This window comes from Saccharopolyspora antiqui, from assembly GCF_052246905.1.
In the GTDB taxonomy this organism is placed as follows: Bacteria; Actinomycetota; Actinomycetes; order Mycobacteriales; family Pseudonocardiaceae; genus Saccharopolyspora.
Map to the genome: position 1 here is coordinate 14,728 of NZ_JBQQBO010000042.1, position 23,442 is coordinate 38,169.

Annotated in this window: 25 protein-coding genes and 1 pseudogene; 17 read left to right on the forward strand and 9 right to left on the reverse strand. The window is 67.5% G+C overall.

The window, feature by feature from the left end:
• Positions 1–38: 38 nt before the first annotated feature.
• From ACTWQN_RS36705 to ACTWQN_RS36740, 8 genes are all read left to right on the forward strand, one after another.
• Positions 39–1,052 carry a LysR family transcriptional regulator gene (locus ACTWQN_RS36705; protein WP_443208280.1) on the forward strand — a complete coding sequence of 338 codons (1,014 nt, stop codon included), beginning with the start codon at positions 39–41 and terminating at the stop codon, positions 1,050–1,052.
• A gap of 263 nt (positions 1,053–1,315) precedes the next feature.
• Positions 1,316–2,584, forward strand: coding sequence for an ABC transporter substrate-binding protein (locus ACTWQN_RS36710; RefSeq protein WP_443208281.1), 1,269 nt, complete (start codon positions 1,316–1,318; stop codon positions 2,582–2,584).
• A gap of 30 nt (positions 2,585–2,614) precedes the next feature.
• Positions 2,615–3,529, forward strand: a complete 915-nt coding sequence (locus tag ACTWQN_RS36715) for a carbohydrate ABC transporter permease (RefSeq protein ID WP_443208282.1) — start codon at positions 2,615–2,617, stop codon at positions 3,527–3,529.
• A complete protein-coding gene (locus tag ACTWQN_RS36720; RefSeq protein WP_443208283.1) occupies positions 3,519–4,373 on the forward strand; it encodes a carbohydrate ABC transporter permease in 855 nt (284 codons plus the stop codon). Before ACTWQN_RS36715 ends, ACTWQN_RS36720 begins: the two co-directional genes overlap by 11 nt.
• Before the next feature lie 35 nt (positions 4,374–4,408).
• Positions 4,409–5,272 carry a VOC family protein gene (locus ACTWQN_RS36725; RefSeq protein WP_443208284.1) on the forward strand — a complete coding sequence of 288 codons (864 nt, stop codon included), beginning with the start codon at positions 4,409–4,411 and terminating at the stop codon, positions 5,270–5,272.
• Complete coding sequence (locus tag ACTWQN_RS36730; RefSeq protein WP_443208285.1) at positions 5,269–6,225, forward strand: aldo/keto reductase; 957 nt, start codon at positions 5,269–5,271, stop codon at positions 6,223–6,225. The genes ACTWQN_RS36725 and ACTWQN_RS36730 overlap by 4 nt, the downstream gene beginning before the upstream one ends.
• Before the next feature lie 20 nt (positions 6,226–6,245).
• On the forward strand, positions 6,246–7,670 hold the full coding sequence (locus tag ACTWQN_RS36735) for a GH1 family beta-glucosidase (RefSeq protein ID WP_443208286.1): 1,425 nt from the start codon (positions 6,246–6,248) through the stop codon (positions 7,668–7,670).
• On the forward strand, positions 7,667–8,860 hold the full coding sequence (locus ACTWQN_RS36740; protein ID WP_443208287.1) for a mandelate racemase/muconate lactonizing enzyme family protein: 1,194 nt from the start codon (positions 7,667–7,669) through the stop codon (positions 8,858–8,860). The genes ACTWQN_RS36735 and ACTWQN_RS36740 overlap by 4 nt, the downstream gene beginning before the upstream one ends.
• A gap of 139 nt (positions 8,861–8,999) precedes the next feature.
• Here the strand turns inward: ACTWQN_RS36740 and ACTWQN_RS36745 are convergent, their stop codons facing one another.
• Both ACTWQN_RS36745 and ACTWQN_RS36750 read right to left on the reverse strand, forming a co-directional pair.
• Positions 9,000–9,212: a DUF397 domain-containing protein gene (locus tag ACTWQN_RS36745; protein WP_443208288.1), complete on the reverse strand. Its 213-nt coding sequence runs from the start codon at positions 9,210–9,212 to the stop codon at positions 9,000–9,002.
• A gap of 29 nt (positions 9,213–9,241) precedes the next feature.
• Positions 9,242–10,099 carry a helix-turn-helix domain-containing protein gene (locus tag ACTWQN_RS36750; RefSeq protein WP_443208289.1) on the reverse strand — a complete coding sequence of 286 codons (858 nt, stop codon included), beginning with the start codon at positions 10,097–10,099 and terminating at the stop codon, positions 9,242–9,244.
• 209 nt (positions 10,100–10,308) lie between these two features.
• Between ACTWQN_RS36750 and ACTWQN_RS36755 the strand changes: the two genes are divergently transcribed.
• The 4 genes from ACTWQN_RS36755 to ACTWQN_RS36770 all read left to right on the forward strand — a co-directional run bounded on the left by ACTWQN_RS36755 (position 10,309) and on the right by ACTWQN_RS36770 (position 12,123).
• Positions 10,309–10,494, forward strand: coding sequence for a hypothetical protein (locus tag ACTWQN_RS36755; protein WP_443208290.1), 186 nt, complete (start codon positions 10,309–10,311; stop codon positions 10,492–10,494).
• Between the two features lie 489 nt (positions 10,495–10,983).
• Positions 10,984–11,307: a hypothetical protein gene (locus ACTWQN_RS36760; RefSeq protein ID WP_443208291.1), complete on the forward strand. Its 324-nt coding sequence runs from the start codon at positions 10,984–10,986 to the stop codon at positions 11,305–11,307.
• The gene (locus tag ACTWQN_RS36765; RefSeq protein WP_443208292.1) at positions 11,297–11,464 is read left to right on the forward strand and encodes a hypothetical protein; all 168 of its coding nucleotides are present in this window, start codon (positions 11,297–11,299) and stop codon (positions 11,462–11,464) included. Before ACTWQN_RS36760 ends, ACTWQN_RS36765 begins: the two co-directional genes overlap by 11 nt.
• Positions 11,465–11,637: 173 nt before the next feature.
• Positions 11,638–12,123: a CHRD domain-containing protein gene (locus ACTWQN_RS36770; protein ID WP_443208293.1), complete on the forward strand. Its 486-nt coding sequence runs from the start codon at positions 11,638–11,640 to the stop codon at positions 12,121–12,123.
• Positions 12,124–12,266: 143 nt separating this feature from the next.
• Here the strand turns inward: ACTWQN_RS36770 and ACTWQN_RS36775 are convergent, their stop codons facing one another.
• Positions 12,267–12,986 carry a GntR family transcriptional regulator gene (locus ACTWQN_RS36775; RefSeq protein ID WP_443208294.1) on the reverse strand — a complete coding sequence of 240 codons (720 nt, stop codon included), beginning with the start codon at positions 12,984–12,986 and terminating at the stop codon, positions 12,267–12,269.
• Positions 12,987–13,181: 195 nt separating this feature from the next.
• On the opposite strand from ACTWQN_RS36775, the gene ACTWQN_RS36780 reads away from it, so the two are divergent.
• Complete coding sequence (locus ACTWQN_RS36780; RefSeq protein WP_443208295.1) at positions 13,182–14,156, forward strand: NAD(P)-dependent oxidoreductase; 975 nt, start codon at positions 13,182–13,184, stop codon at positions 14,154–14,156.
• A gap of 41 nt (positions 14,157–14,197) precedes the next feature.
• Positions 14,198–15,058, forward strand: a complete 861-nt coding sequence (locus tag ACTWQN_RS36785; RefSeq protein WP_443208296.1) for an amidohydrolase family protein — start codon at positions 14,198–14,200, stop codon at positions 15,056–15,058.
• A 773-nt stretch (positions 15,059–15,831) separates the two neighbouring features.
• On the opposite strand, the gene ACTWQN_RS36790 is transcribed toward ACTWQN_RS36785, so the two are convergent.
• The 6 genes and pseudogenes from ACTWQN_RS36790 to ACTWQN_RS36815 form a co-directional block, all read right to left on the reverse strand.
• The gene (locus ACTWQN_RS36790) at positions 15,832–16,806 is read right to left on the reverse strand and encodes a quinone oxidoreductase family protein (protein ID WP_443208297.1); all 975 of its coding nucleotides are present in this window, start codon (positions 16,804–16,806) and stop codon (positions 15,832–15,834) included.
• Between the two features lie 206 nt (positions 16,807–17,012).
• Positions 17,013–17,846, reverse strand: coding sequence for an MIP/aquaporin family protein (locus ACTWQN_RS36795; RefSeq protein WP_443208298.1), 834 nt, complete (start codon positions 17,844–17,846; stop codon positions 17,013–17,015).
• Positions 17,847–17,938: 92 nt separating this feature from the next.
• On the reverse strand, positions 17,939–18,478 hold the full coding sequence (locus tag ACTWQN_RS36800; RefSeq protein ID WP_443208299.1) for a VOC family protein: 540 nt from the start codon (positions 18,476–18,478) through the stop codon (positions 17,939–17,941).
• Positions 18,400–19,089: a hydrolase gene (locus ACTWQN_RS36805; protein WP_443208300.1), complete on the reverse strand. Its 690-nt coding sequence runs from the start codon at positions 19,087–19,089 to the stop codon at positions 18,400–18,402. The genes ACTWQN_RS36800 and ACTWQN_RS36805 overlap by 79 nt, the downstream gene beginning before the upstream one ends.
• Positions 19,090–19,373: 284 nt before the next feature.
• A pseudogene (locus ACTWQN_RS36810) lies at positions 19,374–19,597 on the reverse strand (transposase); the annotation flags it as partial.
• 72 nt (positions 19,598–19,669) lie between these two features.
• Positions 19,670–20,494, reverse strand: a complete 825-nt coding sequence (locus tag ACTWQN_RS36815; RefSeq protein ID WP_443208301.1) for an IclR family transcriptional regulator — start codon at positions 20,492–20,494, stop codon at positions 19,670–19,672.
• 81 nt (positions 20,495–20,575) lie between these two features.
• Between ACTWQN_RS36815 and ACTWQN_RS36820 the strand changes: the two genes are divergently transcribed.
• The 3 genes from ACTWQN_RS36820 (at position 20,576) to ACTWQN_RS36830 (ending at position 23,441) form a co-directional block, all read left to right on the forward strand.
• Positions 20,576–21,343 carry an IclR family transcriptional regulator gene (locus ACTWQN_RS36820; protein WP_443208302.1) on the forward strand — a complete coding sequence of 256 codons (768 nt, stop codon included), beginning with the start codon at positions 20,576–20,578 and terminating at the stop codon, positions 21,341–21,343.
• A gap of 81 nt (positions 21,344–21,424) precedes the next feature.
• Complete coding sequence (locus tag ACTWQN_RS36825) at positions 21,425–22,606, forward strand: acyl-CoA dehydrogenase family protein (RefSeq protein ID WP_443208303.1); 1,182 nt, start codon at positions 21,425–21,427, stop codon at positions 22,604–22,606.
• 25 nt (positions 22,607–22,631) lie between these two features.
• Positions 22,632–23,441 (forward strand): SDR family NAD(P)-dependent oxidoreductase, encoded by an 810-nt coding sequence (locus tag ACTWQN_RS36830; RefSeq protein ID WP_443208304.1) that lies wholly within the window; start codon positions 22,632–22,634, stop codon positions 23,439–23,441.
• Position 23,442: the final 1 nt, after the last annotated feature.

Genomic DNA, 23,442 nt, shown 5'->3' on the forward strand with positions numbered 1-23,442 from the left:
CCGGATACGATCACCAACTTCTCGAACGAGGAAGTGCGATGGACTTCAGCAGGGTGCAGAACTACCGGATCGAATGGGTCGTCAGCTTCGTCGCGGTCGCGCACCACGGCGGCTTCTCGGCCGCGGCCAAGGCCCTGTACCGGTCGCAACCCCGGATCAGCAGTCACATCGCGGACTTGGAGCAGGCGCTGGGAGTTCGGCTGTTCGACCGGTCGGTGCAGCCGGTGGGGCTGACCCCCGAGGGACGGGCGCTGCTGCCGCACGCCCAGGAGATCCTGAACCGGTTCGAAGCACTGGTCGACGCGGCGTCCGGCGAGGCCGGATCGGTGCGCGGCGACGTCCGCATCGCCGTCTACCCCAGCGCTGGCGCATACCTGTTCCCACTGGCGGTGCGGCAGCTGTGGCGGACCCATCCGCACCTCAACCTCGTGCTGCGGGAGGGCCAGACGCTCGACATCGGCGCCGCGCTGTGCCGGGGCGACGTCGACCTCGCGGTCCGCCCGCTGCTGCCGCTGGTCGGTGACAGCGGGCTGGCCTGCACGCCGCTGTGGCGGGAGCCGCTGGTGGCGATGTTCCCGCGCGGGCACGCACTCGCCTCGGCCGCCGGGGTTTGGCTGAACCAGATCGTCGGGACCCGGCTGGTGACGCTCGGGGAGAGTTCGGACGGCCGCTCGCACCAGTTCGAAACCGACCACGCCTTCGCCGAAGCGGGCCTGAGCCCGACCATCGCGTTCCAGACCAACCAGCCGCAGACGCTGGTGTCGATGGTCAACCACGGTTTGGGCGTGGGGATCACCAACAGCCTCGCCATGCAGCAGGCCAACACCGAGAGCGTGGTGTGCGTGCCGATCCTCGACGCGCACTGCCACCGCACCGTGGCGCTGTGGTGGCGCGCCGATCAGCCCGGCTCGACGGCGGTGGAAGTCGTCCGCACCGCGCTGCTGTCGCTGCCGCGCCCGCAGTTCGAGCGGACAACAGCGAACGAATCGACCGCGCGCCCGGGCGGCATCGAGGCGGAACTCGCGGCCCGGCGGTCCTGGGATCCGGCCTGAGGCGGGTTTCCGCGCGGTTGCGCGTCGGTTGCGGGGGAGAAGCCGAATAGGGGCGATTCGCTACGGAGATGTTTCATTGACTGCTCCGCGGTGACCGGGCCAAGCTCTCGGCCACGTGTGATCGTCGAGCCCCGTCCCGCGTGCCGCAGCGCCCAACCGGGGCTCGGGTCGAGTACCCCAGCGGAGGATCAGTGACTCCGAAAACGCCTGCCAGCACGACCGGTTCACCAGATCCTGCCACGCGCGGCACTTCCAGGCGCAGCGTGCTCCGAACCGGACTCGTCGGCGGCGCGGCACTGGCCGCGGGGTCGCTGCTGTCGGCCTGCGACACGCCGGGCGGCCCCGTCGCGAGCGGCAAGACGAAGATCCGGGTGTGGACCTGGTACACGCAGCAGCGCGAGCAGTGGCCGCAGCTGATCGACGAGTTCCAGCGCGCCCACCCGAACATCGTGGTGGAGAACCGGCTGTTCGGAAGCACCGACTCCTACCTGCCAGCGCTGCAGGCGATGGTCTCGGCCGGGAACCCGCCGGACATCTTCGGGCCACACGTGCTCGCCGTGGAGTACGGCAAGGCCGGGGTGACCGCCGACCTGCGCGCCGAACTCGGCTCCGACTTCGTGTCCGGATTCTTCCCGTCCACCAACGAAGCCTTCGCCGACGGCGGCAAGCAATACGCCCTGGGGTGGATGGCGCAGACCTTCGGGTTGCTCTACGACCCGGAGATCTTCCGGCAGGCGGGCGCCGACGTGCCGGAGACCTGGGACGAGCTGGTCGAGACCGCGGGCCGCATCCGGACCGCGACGAACAAGCAGGCGCTGGTCGTGCGCAACAACCCGGGTTCGGCCGGACTCGACTTCTTCCTGCCGTTGATCGCCCAGGTCACCGACGATCCGGGACTCGTGATCGACCTCGACCAACGCCGGGGCGGCGCGCGCTGGGACTCCGCGCCGGTGATCGAGGCGCTGCGCAAGGTCGAGACGCTGCTGCGGACCGAGACCATCGCGCCGAACGGCAATGCGCTGAAGGAGGAAGCCGCGCAGCGCATGCTCTACACCGGTGCGGCCGCGATGCTGTTCGCCGGTTCCTGGGTGCCGCAGGACCTCCAGCTGGCCGCCCCACCGGAATTCGTCCAGCGGTACCGGGTGATGCCGGTACCGGCATGGGCACCGGGGCGTCGGCACTGGACCGCCAACCAGTGCGGCGCGGCGCTCGCGGTCAGCGCCGTCAGCAAGAACAAGCAGGCGGCGCTTGAGTTCCTGAACTTCGCCTACCAGCCGCAGCGCTACGCGCGGATCATGAACCAGTCCACCAGCATGCCCTCGACCCGGCTGGCGGCCGAGCAGGTCGCCGACCCGCTGCTGAAGCAGATGACCTCGTGGCTGGTCAACGGGGACGGCGCCCCGCACATCCTGTTCGGCAAGGGCTCTTCGGCCGCCGCGTCGAACGCGTTCGCCGGGCTGATGGGCGGGCAGTCCTCCCCTGAGCAGACCGCGAGGGCGATCCAGTCCGAAGTGGAACGGACCGGTCGCTGACATGACGATCGCAGCTGGAGGAGGTTTCCGGTGACTTCGGCGGTATCGCGCAGCGGGCAACGGCTGCGCCGCAGCGCGGTGGGCTACCTGTTCATCCTGCCGATCGTGGTGTTCTTCGTCGTGTTCGTCGGCGCGCCGTTCGTGCGTTCGGTGTACCTGAGCCTGACCGAGTGGTCGGGTTACGGGGCGCCGAAATTCGTGGGCCTGGGCAACTTCGCCGAGCTGGTCGTGGACCCGGTGTTCTGGCAAGCACTGGGCACGACGGTGCTGTTCACCGCGGCGACCACGGTGTTGCAGACGGTGGTGCCGTTGCTGGTCGCGGTGCTGGTGAACAAGGGCTGGCGGGCCGGTGTGGTGTTCCGGACCGTGTTGTTCGTCCCGGCGGTGATCTCGTTCGTCGTCACCGCGGTGCTGTGGCAGCTGATGTACGACCCGAACGTCGGGGTGATCAACGAATTCCTCCGCGCCGTCGGCCTGGACGCGCTGGCCCACGCATGGCTGGCCGATCCGGCCACCGTGCTGCCCGCGCTGGTCGTGGTGTCGCTGTGGCGGGTGCTGGGCCTGTTCATGCTGATCTTCCTGGCCGGGTTGCAGACCATCCCGCCGGGCCTGTACGAGGCGGCCCGCATCGACGGCGCCACACCCGCGCAGCAGTTCCGACACGTCACCGTCCCGATGCTGCGCAAGGTGACTGCGGTGGTGGTGACCCTCAACCTGATCGACGGTTTCAAGACCTTCGACCTGATCTACGTGATGACCGGTGGCGGACCGAACCGGGCCTCGGAGGTGCTCGGCACCTACCTGTACGGCCTGGCGTTCGGCTCCAGCGCGGGTGCGGTCCCGGCGCTGGGGTACGCCACCGCGATCAGCATGGTGATCTTCCTGCTCGCCATGGCCGCCACGGTCGTCCAGCTGCGTTTGGGGAGAGCCCGCGATGTCCGTTGACACCAGCCAACAACCGCCCGCGCGGCGCCTGTTCTCCGGCCGCCTCGGCGGGTACGCGACGCTCCTGCTGCTGTGCGCGGTGACGGCCGCCCCGCTGCTGTGGATGGTGCTCACCTCGGTGCGGCCACCGAACACGGTGTTCGGCGGCAGCCTGATTCCGGAGACCTTCACCCTCGACGCGTATCGCCGCGCCTGGCTCCAGCTGGACTTCGGGACGCACTTCTGGACCAGCGTGTGGCTGACCACCGGAACCTGCGTCCTGGTGGTGATGCTGGCGACGCTGGGCGGCTACGCCTTCGCGAAGCTGCACTTCCCGGGCAAGCAGCTCATCTACGTGACGCTGCTCTCGACGCTGATGCTGCCCGCCACCGCGATCATCATCCCGCTGTTCCTGGAGTTGAAGGCGTTCGACCTGCTGGACACCCGGCAGGGCCTGCTGCTGGTCTACGTCGGGATTTCGCTGCCGTTCTCGATGTTCCTGATGCGGGCGTTCTTCGAGTCGCTGCCCGACGAGCTGATCCACGCGGCCCGGATCGACGGTGCCGGTGAGTTCACCATCTTCTGGCGCGTGATGCTGCCGCTGGCCGCCCCCGGCGTGGCCACCGTGGTCATCTTCCAGTTCATGCAGACCTGGAACGAGTTCCTGTTCGCCCAGACGTTCTTGCAGACCCCCGCCTACCACCCGCTGCAACCGGTCCTCTACAGCCTCATCGGCCAGTACTCCACCGATTGGACGATGCTGACCGCCTCGCTGACCATGTCGGTGCTGCCGGTGATCCTCGTCTACGTGTGGCTCCAGCGGCGATTCGTCGCGGGCCTGACCGCGGGCGCTCTGAAGGACTGACCCGTGCCCAATTCCACCGAGCAGGAAGGCAGAACGTGACCGAATCCCCGAAGATCCAGCACTTGGAGATCGGTTGCCGCGATCTGGCGCGGTCGCTGGACTTCTACCAGGGCTTGTTGGGTTTCCGAACCGCGGTGGACGTCGCCGAACCGCAGCGCCCCGGAGTGCGCTGGCTCGACGCGGGAGCCGCCCGCCTGAAGCTGGTCGAGATCGCCGACGGTGATCTCGGCGGCTGGTCGCCGAACGATCTGCAGTGCGGGCTGCGGCACTTCGGCATGAAGGTCGGCGATGTGGACGTCCAGGCCGGGCGCCTGCTCGACGCCGGGGTGCCGTTCACCAAGGAACCGAAGGACGCCCACGGCGGTGTGCGGATCACCTTCTTCACCGATCCCGACGGAACGCTGCTGGAGTTCGTCGAAGGCCACCTGGACCACGACAAGACCTGGTCGCCGGAGCTCGCCGAGCGGGACCGGGTGGCGCACCGGGACCGGCCGCGCGACGCCGGGCCGACGTTCGACCACATCGCGGTGAGCGCGCCGAACCTCCAGGAAGCGCTGGAGTTCTACGTCGGCGCGCTGCACGCCACCGTGATCGGGCAGCTGTTCTTCCCCGCCGACCCGCGCGGATTCGTCATCACCAACCTGCAGGTCGGCCCGGCCGTGGTGGAGCTGTTCACCTACTCGGAGACCACCGAACCCAACCCGTGGACTCCGGAGCAGCCGCGAGTCGGCCTGCGCACCATGGCGCTCGGCGCCGCCGACCCGAACGCCGCGATCGACGCGATGACGGCGGCGGGCGCGGGTCCGGTGCTGGCGGCGACGCCCCCCGGCCAGTTGCGCGCTGGGCAGTTGCTCACCGACCCGCACGGCCTACCGCTGACCGTGGTGGCGGCCCGATGAGCCCCGAACCGGCGCTGCCCCGCCGCCCGCTCGGCGGGACGGGATTGGCCGTCACATCGCTTTGCGTCGGGGGTGGACCGCTGGGCAGCATGCCGCAGAACTTCGGCTACGAGGTTCCCGCCGAACGCGGCGTGGACACCGTGCGGCACGTGCTGGACAGCCCGATCAACTTCCTCGACACCTCCGCCAGCTACAGCGACGGCGACAGCGAACGCCGGATCGGTGCGGCGCTGGCCGAAACCGGCGGCCCGCCCGAGGGTTTCGTGCTGTCGACCAAAGTGGACCGGGACACCGCGACCGGCGACTTCTCCGGGGACCAGGTGCGCCGGTCGGCGGAGGCCAGCCTGCGGCGGCTCGGACTGGACCAGGTTCCGCTGCTGTACCTGCACGATCCGGAGCACATCTCCTTCGAGGCGGCGATGGCCCCGGGCGGTCCGGTGCAGGCGCTGTTCGAACTGCGCGACGAGGGAATCGCCCAGCACGTCGGGGTGGCGGGCGGTCCGGTGGGACTGCTCGCCCGGTTCCTCCGGGAGGCACCGTTCGAGGCGCTGATCACCCACAACCGGTGGACGCTGGTGGATCGCAGCGCCGAGGACCTGCTCGACGACGCGGTCCAGCGCGGTGTCGGGGTGGTCAACGGCGCCCCGTTCGGCGGCGGGATCCTGGCCAAGGGCACGAGCACGGTCACCAAGTACGCCTACCGGAGTGCGGACGCCGAGATCCTGCGTCGGGTTCGCGAGATGGAGCAGGCCTGCCAGCGGTATTCGGTGCCGCTGGCCGCCGCGGCCCTGCAGTTCTCGCTTCGCGATCCCCGGATCACCTCGACCATCGTCGGCATCTCCCGCCCGGAGCGGGTCGCGGAAACCCTGCGGCTGGCGCAACATTCGATACCTGAACAGCTTTGGGCTGAACTCATGCCGCTCGCCGCAGCGCCGAAGCACTGGCAGTGGTGAGCGAACATCTAGGAGGACTGATGGGCCGCACTTCTCCACATCTCGGTGGTGTGCTCCGGTTCCCGGACGGGTTCGGCTGGGGCGTCGCCACCGCGAGCTACCAGATCGAAGGCGCGGTGCGCGAAGGCGGCCGGGGCGAGTCGATCTGGGACCGGTTCGCGCACACCGACGGCAACGTGCTCGGCGGTGACACCGGTGACGTGGCGTGCGACCACTACCACCGCTATCGCGACGACGTGGCGCTGATGGCCGAGCTGGGCGTCACCGACTACCGGTTCTCGTTGGCGTGGCCGCGATTGCAGCCCGACGGGACCGGGGAGCTCAACCCCGCCGGGCTCGACTTCTACTCGCGGCTGATCGACGAGCTGCTGGCGGCGGACATCGTGCCGTGGGTGACGCTCTACCACTGGGATCTGCCGCAGCGGTTGGAGGACTCCGGCGGCTGGCCCGAACGCGACACGGCACACCGGTTCGCCGACTACGCGACGCGGGTGCACGAGCGGCTGGCGGATCGGGTGCAGCACTGGAGCACGCTGAACGAGCCGTGGTGCTCGGCTTTCCTGGGCTACGCCGAAGGACGCCACGCCCCAGGGCGGCGGGACCACGCGGCGGCGTTCCGCGCGGCGCACCACCTGCTGCTCGGCCATGGCCTGGCGGTGCAGGGGATGCGGGCGAACGACCGCGACAGCAGCTTCGGGATCACGCTCAACCTGTACCCGGTGGATCCGGCCAGCGACACCGAGCAGGACCGCGATGTCGCCCGCCGGATCGACGGTCTGATGAACCGGCTGTTCCTGGATCCGCTGCTGCGCGGCAGCTATCCCGCCGATGTGCTCGACGATGTCGCGCCGGTGCTGGACGCCAGCCACCTCCAAGCCGACGACGCGGAGATCATCAGTCAGCCGCTGGATTTCCTCGGCGTCAACTACTACACGCGGCACGTCGTGACGGCCGGGCCGCAGCCGCGGGTGTGGACACCCGATCAACCGACCAGCTCGTGGGTGGGCAGCGCCGACATGGTCCAAGTCAAGCGCGGCTTGCCGACCACCGACATGGGCTGGGAGGTCGATCCCGCCGGTCTGCACGAGGTGCTCACCAGGTTGCACCGGGAGTACGGTCCGATCCCGTTGTACGTCACCGAGAACGGCGCGGCGTACCCGGACGGAGTGGACTCCGACGGGCAGGTCCGCGATCCCGAGCGGGTCCGCTACCTGGCGGAGCACTTCCGCGCCGCGCACCAGGCCATCGCCGACGGCGTCGACCTGCGCGGGTACTTCGTGTGGACGCTGCTGGACAACTTCGAGTGGGCCTGGGGTTATTCGAAGCGATTCGGCCTGGTGCACGTCGATTACGGGACGCAGCGCCGAACGCCCAAGGACAGCGCCCGCTGGTTCGCGCGGACCGCGCGGGCAGGCGGTCTCGATGCGGGGGAGTGGGTGCGATGAAGATCACCGACCTGCGGTGCGCGGTGATCGGCGGCAGTCCGATCGTTCGGCTGATCACCGACGAAGGCATCGACGGCTACGGGCAGATCGAATCGTCCAAGCCCTACCTTCGGCCGGTCGTCGAGATGTACCGCGATTTCCTGGTGGGCGAGGACCCGACCGACGTCGAGCGCTGCATGCTCAAGATCCGCCGCTTCGCCGGTTTCAAGCCGTGGGGCAGCGCCGTGAGCGCGATCGAGTTCGCGCTGTGGGACATCATGGGCAAGGCCGCTGGGCTGCCGGTCTACAAGCTGCTCGGCGGCAAGGTCCGGGACCGGGTGCGCGTGTACAACGGCGGCGTTCGGCCGAAGCTGGCCGGACACACCCCGGCCGACTACGCGGCGAACATGCGGCAGATGAAGGCGGCCGCCGAGAGCTTCACGCTCATCAAGCAGGGTGTGGCGTTCCACGGCGCGATGGCCACCAACGTGCCCGACTTCAGCTACGGGGAACTGCGCACCGGGCCGCGCAATCCAAACCGCGGCGGGTTGACCGAGCGCGGGTTCAACCACGTGGTGGAATGCGTGACCGCGATGAAGGAGGTGCTCGGCGACGAGGTCGGGCTGGCGCTCGACATGGGTCCTGGGTGGTCGGTCGCGGACGCGATCCGGGTGGCCCAGGTGTTGGAGCCGCTGCAGATCGCCTGGCTTGAGGACATGTTGACCGGGGACTACGTGCCGTGGGTGCATCCGGAGCTGTACCGGGAGGTCACGGTCGCCACCAGCACGCCCATCCACACCGGCGAGCAGATCTACCTGCGGCACAACTTCAAGCAGCTGATCGACACCCAGGCGGTTCGGGTGATCGGCCCCGACCCGTGCGACGTGGGCGGCATGGCGGAGCTGAAGTGGATCGCCGAGTACGCGGATCTCCACGGCATCTCGATCGCCCCGCACGGCGTGCTCGACGGCCTGCTCGGGCTGGCCGCGCTCGTGCAGGTCAGCGCGACACTCCCGGACAACTTCATCGCCTTCGAGTACCCGGTAGCCGAACCGAACTGGTGGTACTCCATCGTCGAAGGCCTACCGAACCCCATCGTCCAAGACGGCTTCATCGAAGTCTGGGACCGCCCAGGCCTGGGCGTGGAGTTCATCGTGGCGGAAGCCCGCCGATACCTCGACCCAGCCGACGCCACGTTCTTCGACGACTGAGCCGTGGCGAACACTCTCCGCGCTCGTGAGCGATCGCGCTGGTAAGAACCGGAATTCTCGCTCACGAACACGCACCACCGACCCCAATCCGCACACAGCAACGCCCTCGCCTCCGAGCCGGAGACGAGGGCGCGGCTCGTCAGGCGCTCATGTCGCCGCGCCGGACGGCGTCGACGAACTTCGCCCACACAGCGCGGGAAACCTCAAGTGTCCCGCCTGCCCGGTCTTTGGTGTCCCGGATACCGGCCATGTCGGCTTCGTCGTCGAAGCCAACCTCCACGCAGTTGCCGCCGTTGGTGCCGGAGCGCGACGACTTCCGCCAAGCGCTGTACATGTACTTCGTGTCGGGCATCGGTGTGCCCCTTCCCTGTTTTGCTCGCTTCACTGGGTCTTGACCGCCTCGGCCAGCATCCCGCGTGTGTCGTCGGGACTCAATGAGAGCCGATCGAGAGCGTCGACAATGACCGTATAGCGGTCGATGTCGCCAGGATCTTCCTGGTAGATGGCACCGCGCTCGTTCTCCACGTAGACGAACGCCGGGGCCTCCTCCTCCGGAAACTGCATCATCACGAAGGCCCCGGACATGGCGGGGTGCGGACCGGCGGCGAAGGGCAGGACACGCAAGGTGATGTGATCGAGTTTTGAAGATTCGATGAGGTGCGCGAGTTGTTCGCGCATCACTTCCGGATCGCCGGTCGGTCGACGAATTACCGACTCGTTGATGAAGAAATGCAGGCGTGGCGGCTGATCGCCGTCAAGACGTTCCTGACGTTCGGTTCGTAGCTTTACCTGTCGCCCGATTTCGTCATCGGCCAAGTCTGGCCGGTTGGCCTGCAACAGCGCTCGTGCGTACGCAGGCGTTTGCAGCAGGCCAGGGACGTACTCCGACTCGTAGTTCCACAGGTCGAGCGCATCGGCTTCCAGCCCAACGAACTGTCGGAACCAATCAGGGACGGTGTCTCTGTACGCCGTCCACCAACCGCGTTCGTTTGCTTCGCTGGCGAGACGCAAGAGGTAATCAAGCTTGGCGGCGTCGACATCGTAGAGCTGACCCAATGCCCGGACGGTTTGTGTCTTGATCGCAATTTTGCCCTTTTCAAGTTTGCTCACAGCCGACTCGCCGATGTTGAGCCACGCTGAAGCGTCCTTGATTGTCTTGCCGGATACCCGCCGAAGCTGGCGCAGCATCGCGCCGAGCTGGCGGCGGCGAACGCTGGGACCGGGCTGTCGGTTCGTCACGGGCGGACCTCCACGGCGGTGATCACGGTGGATGCAGTCTGTCACGCCGGAGACATGGCATATCGGACTCCTCCGATCGAGTGCAAGAAACACAACTAGGCCTGCATGTTGTTGCCCACAGGACATGTCCTGTGGGACTGTCGCGACGCGAAGATGATCGACGGACAGTGCCTCGTCGACTACGCAGACAACAACCGGGATGTGGTCGAATGCAGCCGGATTTCCTTGCCGACACGATCGCCCTTTACGGGCTCGCCCTGGTCGGCGTGCTGGTGCTTGGCTTCGTCGTCGCGCCGGTGGTTCGTGATTCGGACTGGTGGGTGATCGCTCGCGGGCTCGCCTCGGGTCGGTGCAACCGGGTCCGGCGTGTGCTGCGGGGTGTGCGTCGTGGGTAGCGCGCTGTTGTGGATCACGGTCCTGCTCGTGCTGGTGCTGTCGTGGGCACCTGTCGTGACGGACCTCGTCGACGAGTTCCGAAGTCTTCGCCCCGTGTCGCTGCGCCGTGCGAGCCGAGTCGCCCGAGCGCGCCGTGCGGCAATGACGGCCCGGTCTCATTGCGCGGGACCGGCCGTACACGGGGACTCGCCCCGCCGCCACCGCCCCCTCCCCGATGTGGCGGTCGGGCGAGCCATGCCACCGGCCGGAGCCGCAAGTGGGGCTTCGGCCGGTGGCCCTCATCCTGTGCGGGGGCCGCTGTGCCGGTAGTGCTCGCGCGTCGCCGCGCCAGCGCCTCGGTGCTCGCGGGACCGCCGGAGGTGCACACCTGCTGGATTCCCGATGTCGGTTCTCCGGCCGTCTGGCGAGCATCGTGCGGTGCCGAGCTCGAACCGACCGAAGCCGAGATCGTGTCGCCGTTCATCGGTGTCCCGTGCGAAAGGTGCTTGATGCTCACCGCACTGGCCAGCGATGCGCCACCAGTGACACGAACTGAACTTGAGGAGTCTCCGATGTTGCCGGAACTCGAAGTCGCGCCGTCCGTCGCGGCGGCGGCCCCTGCACGGGGTGCATACGCGATTTCCTGGCGGGAACGGGAAGTTCACCGCGCCGACGTCAACGCGCATCGCAAGGACTTCGACGGGCGATCTCTCGTGATGGGGCTGTGCGGTGGCCTCGGCTGGGGGCCGGTGCACAACCCGCCAGCCGGGTGGCCGATCTGCGACGAGTGCGACGAGATCACGACGACGGGCTTCAGTAGCTATGGCGGATGAACAGCGCCGTACGGGAATTATCGCGTCTGGACTCAAGATTACGCGGACAGGAGATCTGTCCGACGAATTCGCCGATGGCTGGCTCACCTCTGCCGTGCTCGACGATCCCGGCTCGTTCGAGTTGCCGGAGTGTGAAGCGCAGGCGGCACCATCCTGAAGTCGTGAGGTTTGTTCGCGCTGGGCGTCCAGATGGTGATCGGCGCTCGCATTGCTCACTCGGATAACGTCAAGGTTTCGCCCTGTTCGGTGCTTCCGTGTCGTTGATCCAGCAGCCGGGGGGCTTCCTTTGCACGATGTGCAAAACCGCTTCGAGATGTCAGGAGTGATCACATGCGGTTTCTGCATCGTGTTGCTGTCCCGATCATCACCGTAGTGCTGGCTCTGGCGGGTTTGACCGTCGGCATGGCCAGCGCCGCTGTCTCCAGCGACAAGGCAGCGCGTCACGGGATCAAGCTCGTCGCCAAGCTCGACGGCGCCCAGGAGGTGCCCGGCCCTGGAGATCCCGACGGCTCGGGGTTGGCTCGCCTCACGGTCTTCCCGAACCAGGTGTGCGTGCACCTGAAGGTTTCCCGGATCGCGCTGCCCACCACCGCGGCACATATCCATCGCGGTGCGCGCGGGATCGCGGGTCCGGTGGTCGTCACCCTCCCGAACCCGGCCACCGGTGAATCGGACGGATGCGTCCCGATCGACCGAGCGCTGGCCAGGGAACTTGTCGACATGCCAGCCGCGTTCTACGTCAACGTGCACAACGACGAGTTCCCGGATGGCGCGATTCGCGGGCAGCTTTCACGTCACAAGCCCAACGGTGCCTGACGCTCCCGTGGTTCAGCACACATCGGCCCGGATGCCGCTCGGCATCCGGGCCGATCTGCGGGGTGGCGCCGAGCTACTCGGTGCGAAGTGCCCTTCACTCGTCATCCGGAGGTGCGCCGCGCCCGAACCGATCCGCGGGTCCGCTAATCGACTTCGCGGTCGGCCGGGTGGTGGGTGAAGGAGGCTTCGCCGTGTTGGGCGAGTTCGGCCAGCACGGCTTGCGGGTCGCCCGCTTCGATGGTGCGCAGCAGTTGTTCGTGGCGGGCCACGTGTTCGGTCAGGTTCTCGTAGTGGTGTTCGCGGGTGTAGAGGTTCATCGCCATGCACAGCAGCAGTTGCTGTTGCAGCGACCGGTAGAACTCGGTGAGCCGACCGTGCCCGGCGATGTCCACAATGGATAGGTGGAAGTCGTAGCCGCGCTCGACCAGCTGGGCCCGGTCGTCGCGCTGGGCGCAGTCCTGCATGGCCCGCAGTGCTTGGCGGCACCGTTGCAGGCGTTCGGCCGATTGGCAGGGCACGCCCAGCTCCACGGCGAGCCTTTCCATACCGGCCCGCAGGTCGAGGATCTCCCGGACGTCGCGCTCGTCGAGCCTGGTCACGACGGCGCCGCGGCGGGGCACGCGGGTGATCAGCCCTTCGCGGGCCAACGATTGCAGGGCTTCGCGCAGCGGTGGCCGGGAGATGCCGAGCTGCTCGGTGATCCGGTCCTCGATCAGCCGCTCGCCGGGGCGCAGCTGTCCGCCCAGGATCATCCGGCGCAGCGCATCGGTGGCGAGTTGGACGAGCGAGGGCGCCTCGATGCGTCCTGGAGGCGTGCTGAAAGCCGTTGCGGCGAAGGGGTTTTCGGGCTCGGGGTGGCGCACCTGGAGACCTCCTCCGCCGGGGTGGCAGGACCGCGACACGTCGGATCTTGCCAGCGCGCTTCGTTTCTTGTAGACAATAGCTCATCGGGCGCTCCATCGATCACGTTTTCCGCCGGACGTTCTGCCCGGCCGCGTTCGACTGATCCCAACGGCATGCGACGGGAGAGCCATGAACTCCGCTGAACTGCCAGCCTGGTGCGACGAACCCCGAGCGGCCGCCGTCATCGGGTCGGCGGGCTTCCCGACCGTCGGGTCCAGCACGGGAACTCAACGAGGTCTCGATCTACCCGCGCCGCGCCTGGGCGCCCGCGCGGCTGGACCGGCGCGCAGATGACGGGCCGGGAGATCGGATTCGTCGGCGTCGGCAACATCGGCGCCCCGATGGCCTGTGCACTGCTCAACTCGGACTGGCCGGTGGCCGTGCACGACGCCACCCCTGATCGGGCACAGTCCTGTTTGGACAGTGGCGCGCGGTGGGCGCCGCGGCTGCGCGACCTCAGCGCCTGCGAGCTGGTGTCCATCGCAGTGCCCGACGACGAGCAGGTGCGCCGCGTGGTGCGGGGCCTGGCCGAGCACCTGGCTGCCGGGAGCATCGTGGCCGTGCACAGCACGGTTCTGCCGCGCACCCTCGAAGAACTCGCCGCGGAATGCGAAGCGGCGGGGCTCTCGATCCTCGACGCCCCGGTCAGCGGCGGGCCCGAGCGAGCGCTGCGCGGCGAACTCACGATGGCACTCGGCGGCTCGGAGACCGCGGTGGCAGCGGCCCGGCCAGCCTTGCAGGCGATGGCCGACCGCATCGTGCCCGTCGGAGCGGTGGGCGCGGCGGCGGCCGCCAAGCTCGCCAACCAGCTGATGATGTTCTCCGCGTTGGCTGGCGTGCACGAAGCCCTGCGGCTGGCCGAGGCGCACGGCGTCACCGAGCAGCAGGTGCTCGATCTGGTGCGCACCTGCACCGGGGCGTCCTGGGTGACGGAGAACTGGGGCTTCTTCGACGGGGTCGTGCGGGACTACGACCGAAACGGGGTGCCGGTGCGCTACCGCACCTGGAGCAAGGACCTGTGGGATGTGGTGGCCGCGGCCCGGGATTGCGACGTCCGAGTGCCGCTGGCCGGTCTGCTCGCGCAGCACCTCGCCGAACACGTGGAGGAACACGGGCACCGCCAGGACTGAACCGATTTACGCGGTGGTCGGTGTGACAGTGAGGAGCAGCAGTGGTTTCGTGGCAGTGGTCTGAGCAACGCACCCCGGTCGTTGACGTCCACCAGCACTTCTGGCACGTCGGCACCAGAGGGGCCAACGAACAGGGTGTGCTGGCAGCGGATTTCCTGCCCGAGGACCTCGGTCCGCAGCTGGCGCGCAGCGGCGTGGACGCGACGATCCTGGTGCAATCGGTGAATTCGGCGGACGAGAACGACCGCATGCTGGACTTCGCCGCTCAGGCCGGGTTCGTGGCGGGCGTCGTCGCCTGGATCCCGGTGGACGACCCGGCGGTGGCGGGTGAGGAGCTGACGCGACTGGCGCGGCAGCCTTCGGTGCGCGGCGCACGATGCCTGATCGGCCGGGACGAATGCGCCGGGTGGCGCACCGGGCCGGTGCGCGCAGTGCTGGCGGAGCTGGCGAACCTCGGCTGGTGCTGGGAGGTCGTCCCGGTCACCGAAGCACAGGTCGACGTGGTGACCGAACTGGCCGCGCAGCACCCCGACCTGACCGTGGTCATCGACCACCTCGCACGTCCACCGCTGGGCTCGGGCGATCCGGATGTGTGGCGATCCAGGGTCCGCCGCCTGGCGGCGCTGCCGAACACCGCGCTGAAGCTGTCGGTGGGAGTGGACGTGCTCAGCTCCTGGCAGTGGAACCCGACCGAGCTGACGCCGTGCGTGCACCACGCGTTGCAGGAGTTCGGGCCCGAGCGGTGCATGCTGGCCAGCAACTGGCCGGTGATCAACCTGGCCTGCGAATACCACCGCGCCTGGCAGGACCTGGATCGTGCGGTGGCCGATGCCGGACTCGACGACACCGAACTCGCGGCCATCCGAGGGGGCAACGCAGTGCGGTACTACCGGCTGCGCTGATCCATCGGCCGTCGTGATGCCTAGCCGGAACCGTTCCGGGCGCCACGCGTCTGCGCCGGTGAACCCGCGGTAGAGGGGAGCGCCGAGTAGTCAATGCCAGCGGGTCAGTTCACGCGATGCGGTCTGAGTGCCCGTCTTTTCTTGGTCAATCTTCGGGGTCTATTTCCGGGTCGAGTATGACCTCGTACGGGGCGTTGTCCAGTGCACCAAAGCGAACACGGGTGTCGATGGAGAACTCCCGGCGAACGATCTTGGCCAGTAAGAAGGCGGCGGTCTGCGCCAGGTTGGTGCCTAGTACTGTGGCACGGTGTGATGTTTGAGGCGTTGTCGCTGGTAGTGGCTTTGCCGGACTCGGGTTTGATGGCGTCGTCGCCAGTGTGACCAGTAGTCGGTGTGCGATTGAGGGTGTGTGGGCTGGGTGAGGGCGGCCCAGAGTCGTCGGATTTCGTTGCACGATAAGGGGATCAAGACTTCTCCATCAGATGCAGCGCCCCCTTTTCGCTGGTGTGGTTGCGGATTCGTTCGGCGTAGGCGGTGACGGCCAGGAACGCAGCGGCGAGCATTGACACCGGTGGGCGTGCTGGACGAGTCGCTCCAAGCGCTGGCCCGACGCAGTGCGGAGGTGATCAAAGATCGTCTCTCTAACGCTGATCGTATCAGCGCCCTAAAACGCAAAAGCCCCCTACGAGACGAATCCAAGTCAGGTGCACGCGCTGAACCTGGGCCCACCCGCCGGAGGTGATCTGATGGATGCGGCATGACAACGGAAACGCTCAGGGACGGATGACGATCCGACCGCGGACGCGGTCGGCCAGTGCGGCGTAGGCGTCCGGACCGTGGTCGAGGTCGAAGGTCCGCGCGATCGGCAGTGGCCGGAACTCCCTGCGTTCAAAGTACGGACTCAGCAGGGCGAGGCGTTCTGCGGAGGCGGTGAGGTCGAGCTTGCGGCTGTCCGCGCCGAGCAGCCGGATCTCGCGGTGATAGAAGTCCCTCAGGTTGATCTCAACGGTAGAGGTGCCGACCGCGCTGATCACCACCATGCGTCCGCGTTGAGCGAGTGAGGCGAGGGCGGCGGGGGTGGTGACACCGCCGACCGCGTCATACACGACCTCTGCACCGCGGCCGCCGGTGAGCCGGGTGATCTCGGCGGGCACATCGACGGTGGGGTCGTTGAACGGCACGAACTCGTCGATGATCTCCGCTGCGGGGGTGCCCTCGGCGGGGGCATGCCGGTCCACGCCGAGGACGCGGGCGCCGCGGGCGCGGGCGATCTGGGCCACCGCGCCGCCGACTCCGCCCGAGACGCCGAACACCGCGATCGTCTCGTCGTGGGCCAGGTCGGCCGTCTCCACCGCGCCCAACCAACCGACCACGAAGTTGACGCCGATCACTGATGCCTCGTCGAAATCGAGCGTCCGCGGCTTGCGGGCCAGGGCGTCGGCCGGGACGGTGACGCGCTCGGCGTGTGAGCCGTCGCGGGTGAAGCCGATGTCACCGCCGGTGCCCCACACCTCGGCTCCGATCCAGTCGGACGGCCCGTCGACGACCACGCCGGCGAAGTCACGGCCAGGGACACGCGGCAGCACGGTCCCTTCCATGGCACCGGCGACGTTTTTCAGGTCGGAAGGGGTCACCGAGGCGGCCTTGACGGCGACCACGGCCGTGTCCGTGGTAGCGACGGGGTCGGCGAGTTCTGCGACGGACAGGACGTCCGGGCCACCGAAGTGATCAAAACACAGCGCACGCATTGTCCGAGTCCTTTCTTTCCGATCACGACGGTGCGCCAGGTGGGTTCGGGAGAAGGAATCGGGCGTCTCGTTGAAGGCTGGAGCCGCTTGTCACTTCTCCCGTTCGCGGAGCTTTTTCCATGGTGACGCCGGTGGGACGGCTCCGCACGGGACTTCCGGCCCAGGTTGTGCCGAGCACCGCGGGCTGGTAGTCCGGAGTTCGGCCGTCATCCCTGGAGGGGAGAACCGTCGAGATGGGTGCCGCACAGGCGGTAGGTGAGGACGGCGCGGCGCCGGTGTATCCGGTTGAGCATGGCCAGCAGGCCGGCCGCGATCGTCGCTCCCACCATGGGCGCGAGCAGGTAGACCCACAGGAAGTCCAGATGTCCGGAGAACACCGCCGGGCCGAACTGGCGTGCCGGGTTGACGCAGCCTCCAGTGGAGGTTCCCAGCACAGCGATGGCTGCCCCGATCAGGAATCCGACCAGCCACGGGACCAGCGGCGCCAGCCTCGGGCGCTGCAGAAACAGCCCGACAAGGAAGACGATGACGCCCATACTGACGGCCTCCGCCGCGAACAGCGAACCGGCTGACCAGCCTGCACCTGGCTGCAGCGCGGCGTAGACCACCGGCGGGTCTCCGACCGCGTGGCCCCACACCGCGCGTGCCGCGAGTACCCCGAGCACTGATCCGGCGAGCTGGCCCACGACGTAAGGCACGACCGACACCCCGGGGAAGACCCCGAAGCGCCACATGGCCAGCGAGATCGCCGGGTTCAGATGGCCCCCCGAGAGCTTCCCGGGCCTGCTCAGGATCAGCCCCGCCAGAAGCAGCCCCACACACACGCCGACGATCAACAACTGCAACCGAACCTGCGGGACCGCCGCTGACAGAGGGGAAGCGCCGGTGACCCAACGAACGATCGTGACCACTCCGAACAGCAGTATGAACGTCAGCAGGCACTCCAGTGCGCTGTGCCCTGCGATCACCGCAGGTGTTGGTGCGGCATCCGTCCGCGCCGACGGTGCGGATCGGCCCGGCCGCTCGGGGGTCTCGGCCATGGTCACGAGCACCTCTCGCGCCGGTCCCGCCGTACAGCCAGGACAATCATGGTCAACCATGCCTATCTAGCGCAGTACTGGATTTGTCGTCCTCAAGTCTTAGGACTGCTTACCGCGCCCGGGCCAGGCTGAAGGAGCTCCACCGTCGCGCCGTCAGGCCCGCGCACATAGACGAGCCGGAGGCCCGCCCGCTCCCCTTCCACGACAGTTTGCGGCGTTCCGACCGGATTCCATCCGGCTTGCTTCATACGATCGAGAAGCGCATCGAGGTCATCGACCAAAAGTGCAACGTGCACCGATCCGACATCGCACGACCGCGGCTTCATGATATGTCGCTCGCCCGGAGCGCTGTACTCCAGCAGCTCAATCGAATGTCCTGGCCCTTCGACCATCGCCAGCACCAGCGCGGCCCCGGGAACACCGACAACGTTTTCGATGAAAGGATCATTCGGAAAACGCGTCGTGTAGAGATGCTTGAACCCGAGAACGCCGACCCAGAACTCCAACGAGTCGGCCAACGACGCCACCGTGATGCCGGTATGGTCGACCTTTCTTATCTGACGCCCGCTCCCGCTTGGACGGGCACGGCGGCCGTGTACCGCTCGCCTGCCCCGCGGAGTTCCTCGTACCAACCCCAGTCCTCGTTCTGGTCGATGACGGTCTGCAGAAAGTCCTTGACGGTGTCCTTGCGAGCCCAATCCCGTTGAAGCTCACACGCCACCGAGTTCCACGTCGTCGGCTGCGCGCCAGCCTGATACACCCGCTGCAGGGCCGCGTCGTGAGCCTCTCTCGTGGTGCCACCGAGCGCGTCCACTACCGGATATACCTCATAACCCTCTTTGAGTGCGTCCATGGTCGGGAACAGCAGGCACGCCTCCGTCCACAGCGCTCCCATGATCAGCTTCCGGCGCCCGGTGGCTTTCACCGCTTCAACGAACTCTTTGTCTTCCCAAGCGTTGATCTGTGTTCGGTCGTAGGATGGCAGATCGGGAATTTCGCTCCGCAGTTGCGGTATCGTGTCCGGGTTGACGCCTGTTTGGACGTTGACCGTGGTCAGTACGATGGGCATGCCGAAGGACTTTCCCAGTCGCGTCAACGCGATTACATTGTTGATCATCGTTCCGGTGTTCATTGACTTTACTGTGTAGATCTGCGGCGGTTGATAGTCGATGAGCACGAGCGCCGCATTCTTCGGAGTCAGTAGATGATCCTGCGCCGGGTCACGTACTGGTAAGCTCACCATGATTCCTCCAATGTAATTTATCGAAGACCGCCTCACCCGAGTCACGGTCGCCACGGCCCTCAGGCCCAAACCAGTCATACCCCCGTAGGCAAGGATCTATGCGGCTCGGCGGCGCCCGCTAGTAGGGCAGCCGGACTTCCTGATAACGCATGGTGGGGCGGGTGAAATGGGTGCGGCCACCGGTTGATCATGAGCGGTTGTGTCGACAGCTCAAGATCGTTCGGTGGGGCAACCCGAGCGGACTACACGCCGCAGCCTGCGTGCCACTGCGTTGAAGCAACGACAGCGGTCAGCAGGCGCTCCAGCATGCGCCGGGCCAACTGCGGTTTGGTCGCAAACTCGACCTCCTCACCGACTCCCGCCTGCATGCAGCGGTCACGATCCTCGGTCCACGAGCGGGGCACGTACAGTTCCCGGTCGATCAACGCCCGCCCGCGTGGCGAGACATACGTCAGGAACACGCCAGCTGGCAGTTCTCGATCCGCCCGGCAGTCCCGGAGTACTGCCTCGGAGTTGATCACACGGTGGCCGCGCCCATGATCACACCCCGGAACCAAGATCTCACTGTGCGGCTGCCGTACTAAGCGCCGATGGACGTGCTGTTGAGTCGTCGGGAGAGTTCTCGGGCTACCGAATCGACCACGGGTCGTGTCCGGTCGAGTTCGGCCGTGGTGTTGCAGCCGCTGATCGACAGGCTGCCCAGCACTCGGGTGTGGCCGAGCGAGATCGGGGCGGCCACGCAGAGCATGCCCGGCCCGGATTCCTCGATGTCGAAAGCGGTGCCGCGCTCCCGGATCTGCGCCATCTCCCGCATGAACCGCTGCGGCATGATGATCGTCCTCGGCCCGCAGCGCGTCAGCCCCGAGTCGATGACGGAACGCAGGATCGCGGGTGGGGAATGGGCCAGGATGGCCTTTCCGAGCCCGGTGCTGTGCGCCGGAAGCCGGGCGCCGGTCCGGGTGACCCGCACGTCGTTGTCGGGTCCGGGCAGCTTCGCCAGGTAAACGATGTCCGTGTCGGACAGCACGCCGAGGTTGACCGTGTGGTTGGTGGCTTCGCGGAGGTATTCCAGGAACGGCAGCGCGGTGTCCCGCAGGCCGCACTCCCACCACGACCGTTGCCCGATCTCGACCAGCTGAATTCCCAGCCGATAGCCCTTTCCGGCGCGTTCCAGCAAACCGAGATCGGCGAGTTCGGCGGCGATTCGATGGGTGGTCGGCTTCGGCAATCCGGATTTCCTGGTCAGTTCCGCCAACGAAAGCACCCATTCCTGCGGGCCGAATGATTTCAGAATTCTCGTCGCCCGCCACAACATGGAGACGCGCTGGCCGTCCTCCGGCGATTCGGCGACCGGTTCGATCGTGGTCTTCGTTGATATGGCAGCGGGCACCGGTGCAGTTGACATGTTTCAACCCGTTTCTCGCCGGTTTCAGCCAGGTCACTCGTTTGTAGACCCGGGCGCCCGCGGCGAGCAATAATCCGTCCCATGACACGGGACGGCGCGGGTCTGTCGATGGTCGAGAAATCCTGGATGGTGCTCGACGCGTTCGCGCCGGGCGGTGGACCGATGCGGCTGACCGAGCTGGCGGACCGGGCGGGACTGCCGCGCTCCACCGTGCACCGGCTGCTGACCAGGCTGGTCGAGGTGGGCAGCGTCGAACGCTCGGCCGACGGGTTCCACCTCGGGCGCAAGCTGTTCGAGCTGGGCGCGATGGTCCCGGTCGAGCGGGGGCTGCGCAACGCCGCGCTGCCGTTCATGGAGGACCTCTACATCGCCACCCACGAGGCGGTGCACATCGGCGTGACGGACGGCTACGACGTGGTCTACGTGGAGAAGATCTACGGGCACGCGGTTTTCTCGATGCCGTCGCGGGTCGGCGGGCGGCTGCCGCTGACCTGCACGGCGATCGGCAAGGCGATGCTGGCCTTCGCCGAACCGGATTTCGTCGAGGCCGTCCTCGCCCAGCCGCTGCGGCGGCTGACCAGGCATTCCGTCGTCGACCCCGGCCGGTTGGCGGACACCCTGCAGGAGATCCAGATCTCGGGCGTCGCCTACGAGTACGAGGAGGTGCAGACCGGCGGCGGCTCGCTGGCCGCACCCGTGTTCGAGCGCGGCAGGGTCGTCGCGGCGCTGTCGGTCGCGGTTCCCGTCGCCCGCTTCCACCCGGTCCGGCTGGCCCCGGCGGTGAAGACCGCGGCGCTCGGGCTGTCCCGCCAACTCAGCCGCCCCACCCGAGAAACCGGGCCCCGGTGAATTCCATCTGACGCACGTCTCGCGCAGCGAGACGTTTCGCTTGGCCAGTCGGCCGCCGCGATGTCATCGTCCGGCAATCGGATGGAAACGCGGGAGGTGGGCGTGGACCTAGAGCTCACGGAAGACCAAATCGCGATCCGGGATGCCGTAGCGGACCTCTGTGCTCGGTACCCGCAAGATTACTGGCAGCGCCTCGACGCCAGTCGCGAATATCCGGAAGAATTCGTGACCGCGTTGACCGATGCCGGTTGGTTGTCGATTCTGATTCCGGAGGAATACGGCGGCGGCGGTCTCGGGGTCGTGGAAGCTTCGCTGGTGCTGGAAACGATCAACCGGTCCGGCTGCGCCAGCACGGCCGCGCACGCCCAGATGTACACGATGGGTACCGTGCTGCGGCACGGCAGCGAGGAGCAGAAGAAGCGTTATCTCCCCAAGATCGCCACCGGGGAACTCCGCCTGCAAGCATTCGGCGTCACCGAACCCGACGCGGGCACCGACACCACCCGCATCCGCACGTCCGCGGTGCGCAAGGGTGATCACTACGTGGTCAACGGCGGGAAGATCTTCACCTCCCGCTTCCAGCATTCGGATCTCATGCTGCTGCTGGTCCGCACGACGCCGTACGAAGACGTGGCGAAGAAGACCGACGGCATCAGCGTCCTGCTGGTGGATCTCCGCGAAGCGGGCGAGCAGATCAAGGTCTCGCCCATCGAAACGATGGTTTCGCACGAGACCAACCAGTTGTTCTTCGACGACCTGATCGTGCCCGCCGAAAACCTCATCGGGGAGGAGGGCAAGGGGTTTCGGAGCATTCTCAGCGGGATGAACGCCGAGCGCATCCTCGTCGCGTCGGAAGTGCTGGGCGATGGCTTCTGGTTCGTCGAGCGGGCCAGCGAATACGCCTCGCAGCGCCAGGTGTTCGGCCGTCCGATCGGGCAGAACCAGGGCATCCAGTTCCCGATCGCCCAGGCCTACGCGCAATTGGAGGCGGCGAGCCTGCTGCGCTGGAAGGCGGCCGCCAAGTTCGACGCCGGTCAGCAGCCCGGCATGGAGGCCAACGCCGCGAAACTGCTGGCCTCCCAGGCGACCTTCGCGGCGGCCAACGCCGCGATGGACACCTTCGGCGGATACGGCATGACGGTCGAGTACGGCATCGAGCGCAAGTTCCGCGAGGCCCGGTTGCCGTTGGTCGCCCCGATCAGCAACAACCTCGTGCTGGCCTACCTCGGCCAGCACGTGCTCGGCATGCCGAGGTCGTACTGACCCTGGATTCGCGTGGAGGCGAAACGTGGACCTGCAACTCAAGGACAGCGCAGTGATCGTCACCGGTGGCAGCCGGGGGATCGGTCTGGAGACCGCGCGGCTGTTCGCCGCCGAAGGCGCCCGCGTGCTGATCTGCGCCCGGCGCCCGGAGGCGCTCGCCGAGGCGGCCGACGACATCGAGCAGACCACCGGCGCGCGCCCGGAGACCGCGCAGGTGGACGTGACCGACCCGACGGCGCTGGACCGGCTGGTGGAAACGGCACTGGATCGGCTGGGCGGCATCGACGTCCTGGTCAACAACGCCGGAACCGGCACCTACAAGCCGTTCCTCGAAGTCACCGACGAAGAGCTGCAACACGGCATGGCGATCAACTTCTTCGCCCAGTTCCGGCTGTGCCAGCGCGTCATCCCGCACCTGATCGCCAAGGGCGGTGGCTCGATCGTCAACGTGGCCGGGGAAACCGGGATCCGGGTCACCCCGCCGCCGTTCCGGTCCAGCTGCACCGGACCGGCGAAGTCCGCCGAGATCCGCCTCTCGAAGGTGCTGGCCAGCGAGTTCGGCGCGCAGGGCGTCCGGGTCAACTGCGTGGTCCCCGGCCTGGTGCACACCCCGGACCGATTCGCGAAGTGGGAACGCGAAATGGTCAAGGACGAGCTCAGCGAAACCGAGGCCGAGCAGGTCCGCCGCGCATGGGGCAGCAACATCGCCAACGCGGACAACGGGTGGGGCACCCCGGAGGAGTTGGCGCGGCTCATCGTGTTCGCGGCCTCGAAGGCGGTCCCGTTCATCAACGGCGCGGTGCTCGTCGCCGACGGCGCCGAGGACAAGTCCTAGG

Coding starts and splice junctions, on each gene's coding strand:
- ACTWQN_RS36705 (WP_443208280.1), top strand. CDS start 39: ATGGACTTCAGCAGGGTGCAGAACTACCGGATCGAATGGGTCGTCAGC.
- ACTWQN_RS36720 (WP_443208283.1), top strand. CDS start 3,519: ATGTCCGTTGACACCAGCCAACAACCGCCCGCGCGGCGCCTGTTCTCC.
- ACTWQN_RS36730 (WP_443208285.1), top strand. CDS start 5,269: ATGAGCCCCGAACCGGCGCTGCCCCGCCGCCCGCTCGGCGGGACGGGA.
- ACTWQN_RS36735 (WP_443208286.1), top strand. CDS start 6,246: ATGGGCCGCACTTCTCCACATCTCGGTGGTGTGCTCCGGTTCCCGGAC.
- ACTWQN_RS36740 (WP_443208287.1), top strand. CDS start 7,667: ATGAAGATCACCGACCTGCGGTGCGCGGTGATCGGCGGCAGTCCGATC.
- ACTWQN_RS36745 (WP_443208288.1), bottom strand. CDS start 9,212: ATGCCCGACACGAAGTACATGTACAGCGCTTGGCGGAAGTCGTCGCGC.
- ACTWQN_RS36755 (WP_443208290.1), top strand. CDS start 10,309: ATGCAGCCGGATTTCCTTGCCGACACGATCGCCCTTTACGGGCTCGCC.
- ACTWQN_RS36760 (WP_443208291.1), top strand. CDS start 10,984: ATGCTCACCGCACTGGCCAGCGATGCGCCACCAGTGACACGAACTGAA.
- ACTWQN_RS36765 (WP_443208292.1), top strand. CDS start 11,297: ATGGCGGATGAACAGCGCCGTACGGGAATTATCGCGTCTGGACTCAAG.
- ACTWQN_RS36770 (WP_443208293.1), top strand. CDS start 11,638: ATGCGGTTTCTGCATCGTGTTGCTGTCCCGATCATCACCGTAGTGCTG.
- ACTWQN_RS36790 (WP_443208297.1), bottom strand. CDS start 16,806: ATGCGTGCGCTGTGTTTTGATCACTTCGGTGGCCCGGACGTCCTGTCC.
- ACTWQN_RS36795 (WP_443208298.1), bottom strand. CDS start 17,846: ATGGCCGAGACCCCCGAGCGGCCGGGCCGATCCGCACCGTCGGCGCGG.
- ACTWQN_RS36805 (WP_443208300.1), bottom strand. CDS start 19,089: ATGGTGAGCTTACCAGTACGTGACCCGGCGCAGGATCATCTACTGACT.
- ACTWQN_RS36815 (WP_443208301.1), bottom strand. CDS start 20,494: ATGTCAACTGCACCGGTGCCCGCTGCCATATCAACGAAGACCACGATC.
- ACTWQN_RS36820 (WP_443208302.1), top strand. CDS start 20,576: ATGACACGGGACGGCGCGGGTCTGTCGATGGTCGAGAAATCCTGGATG.
- ACTWQN_RS36825 (WP_443208303.1), top strand. CDS start 21,425: ATGGAAACGCGGGAGGTGGGCGTGGACCTAGAGCTCACGGAAGACCAA.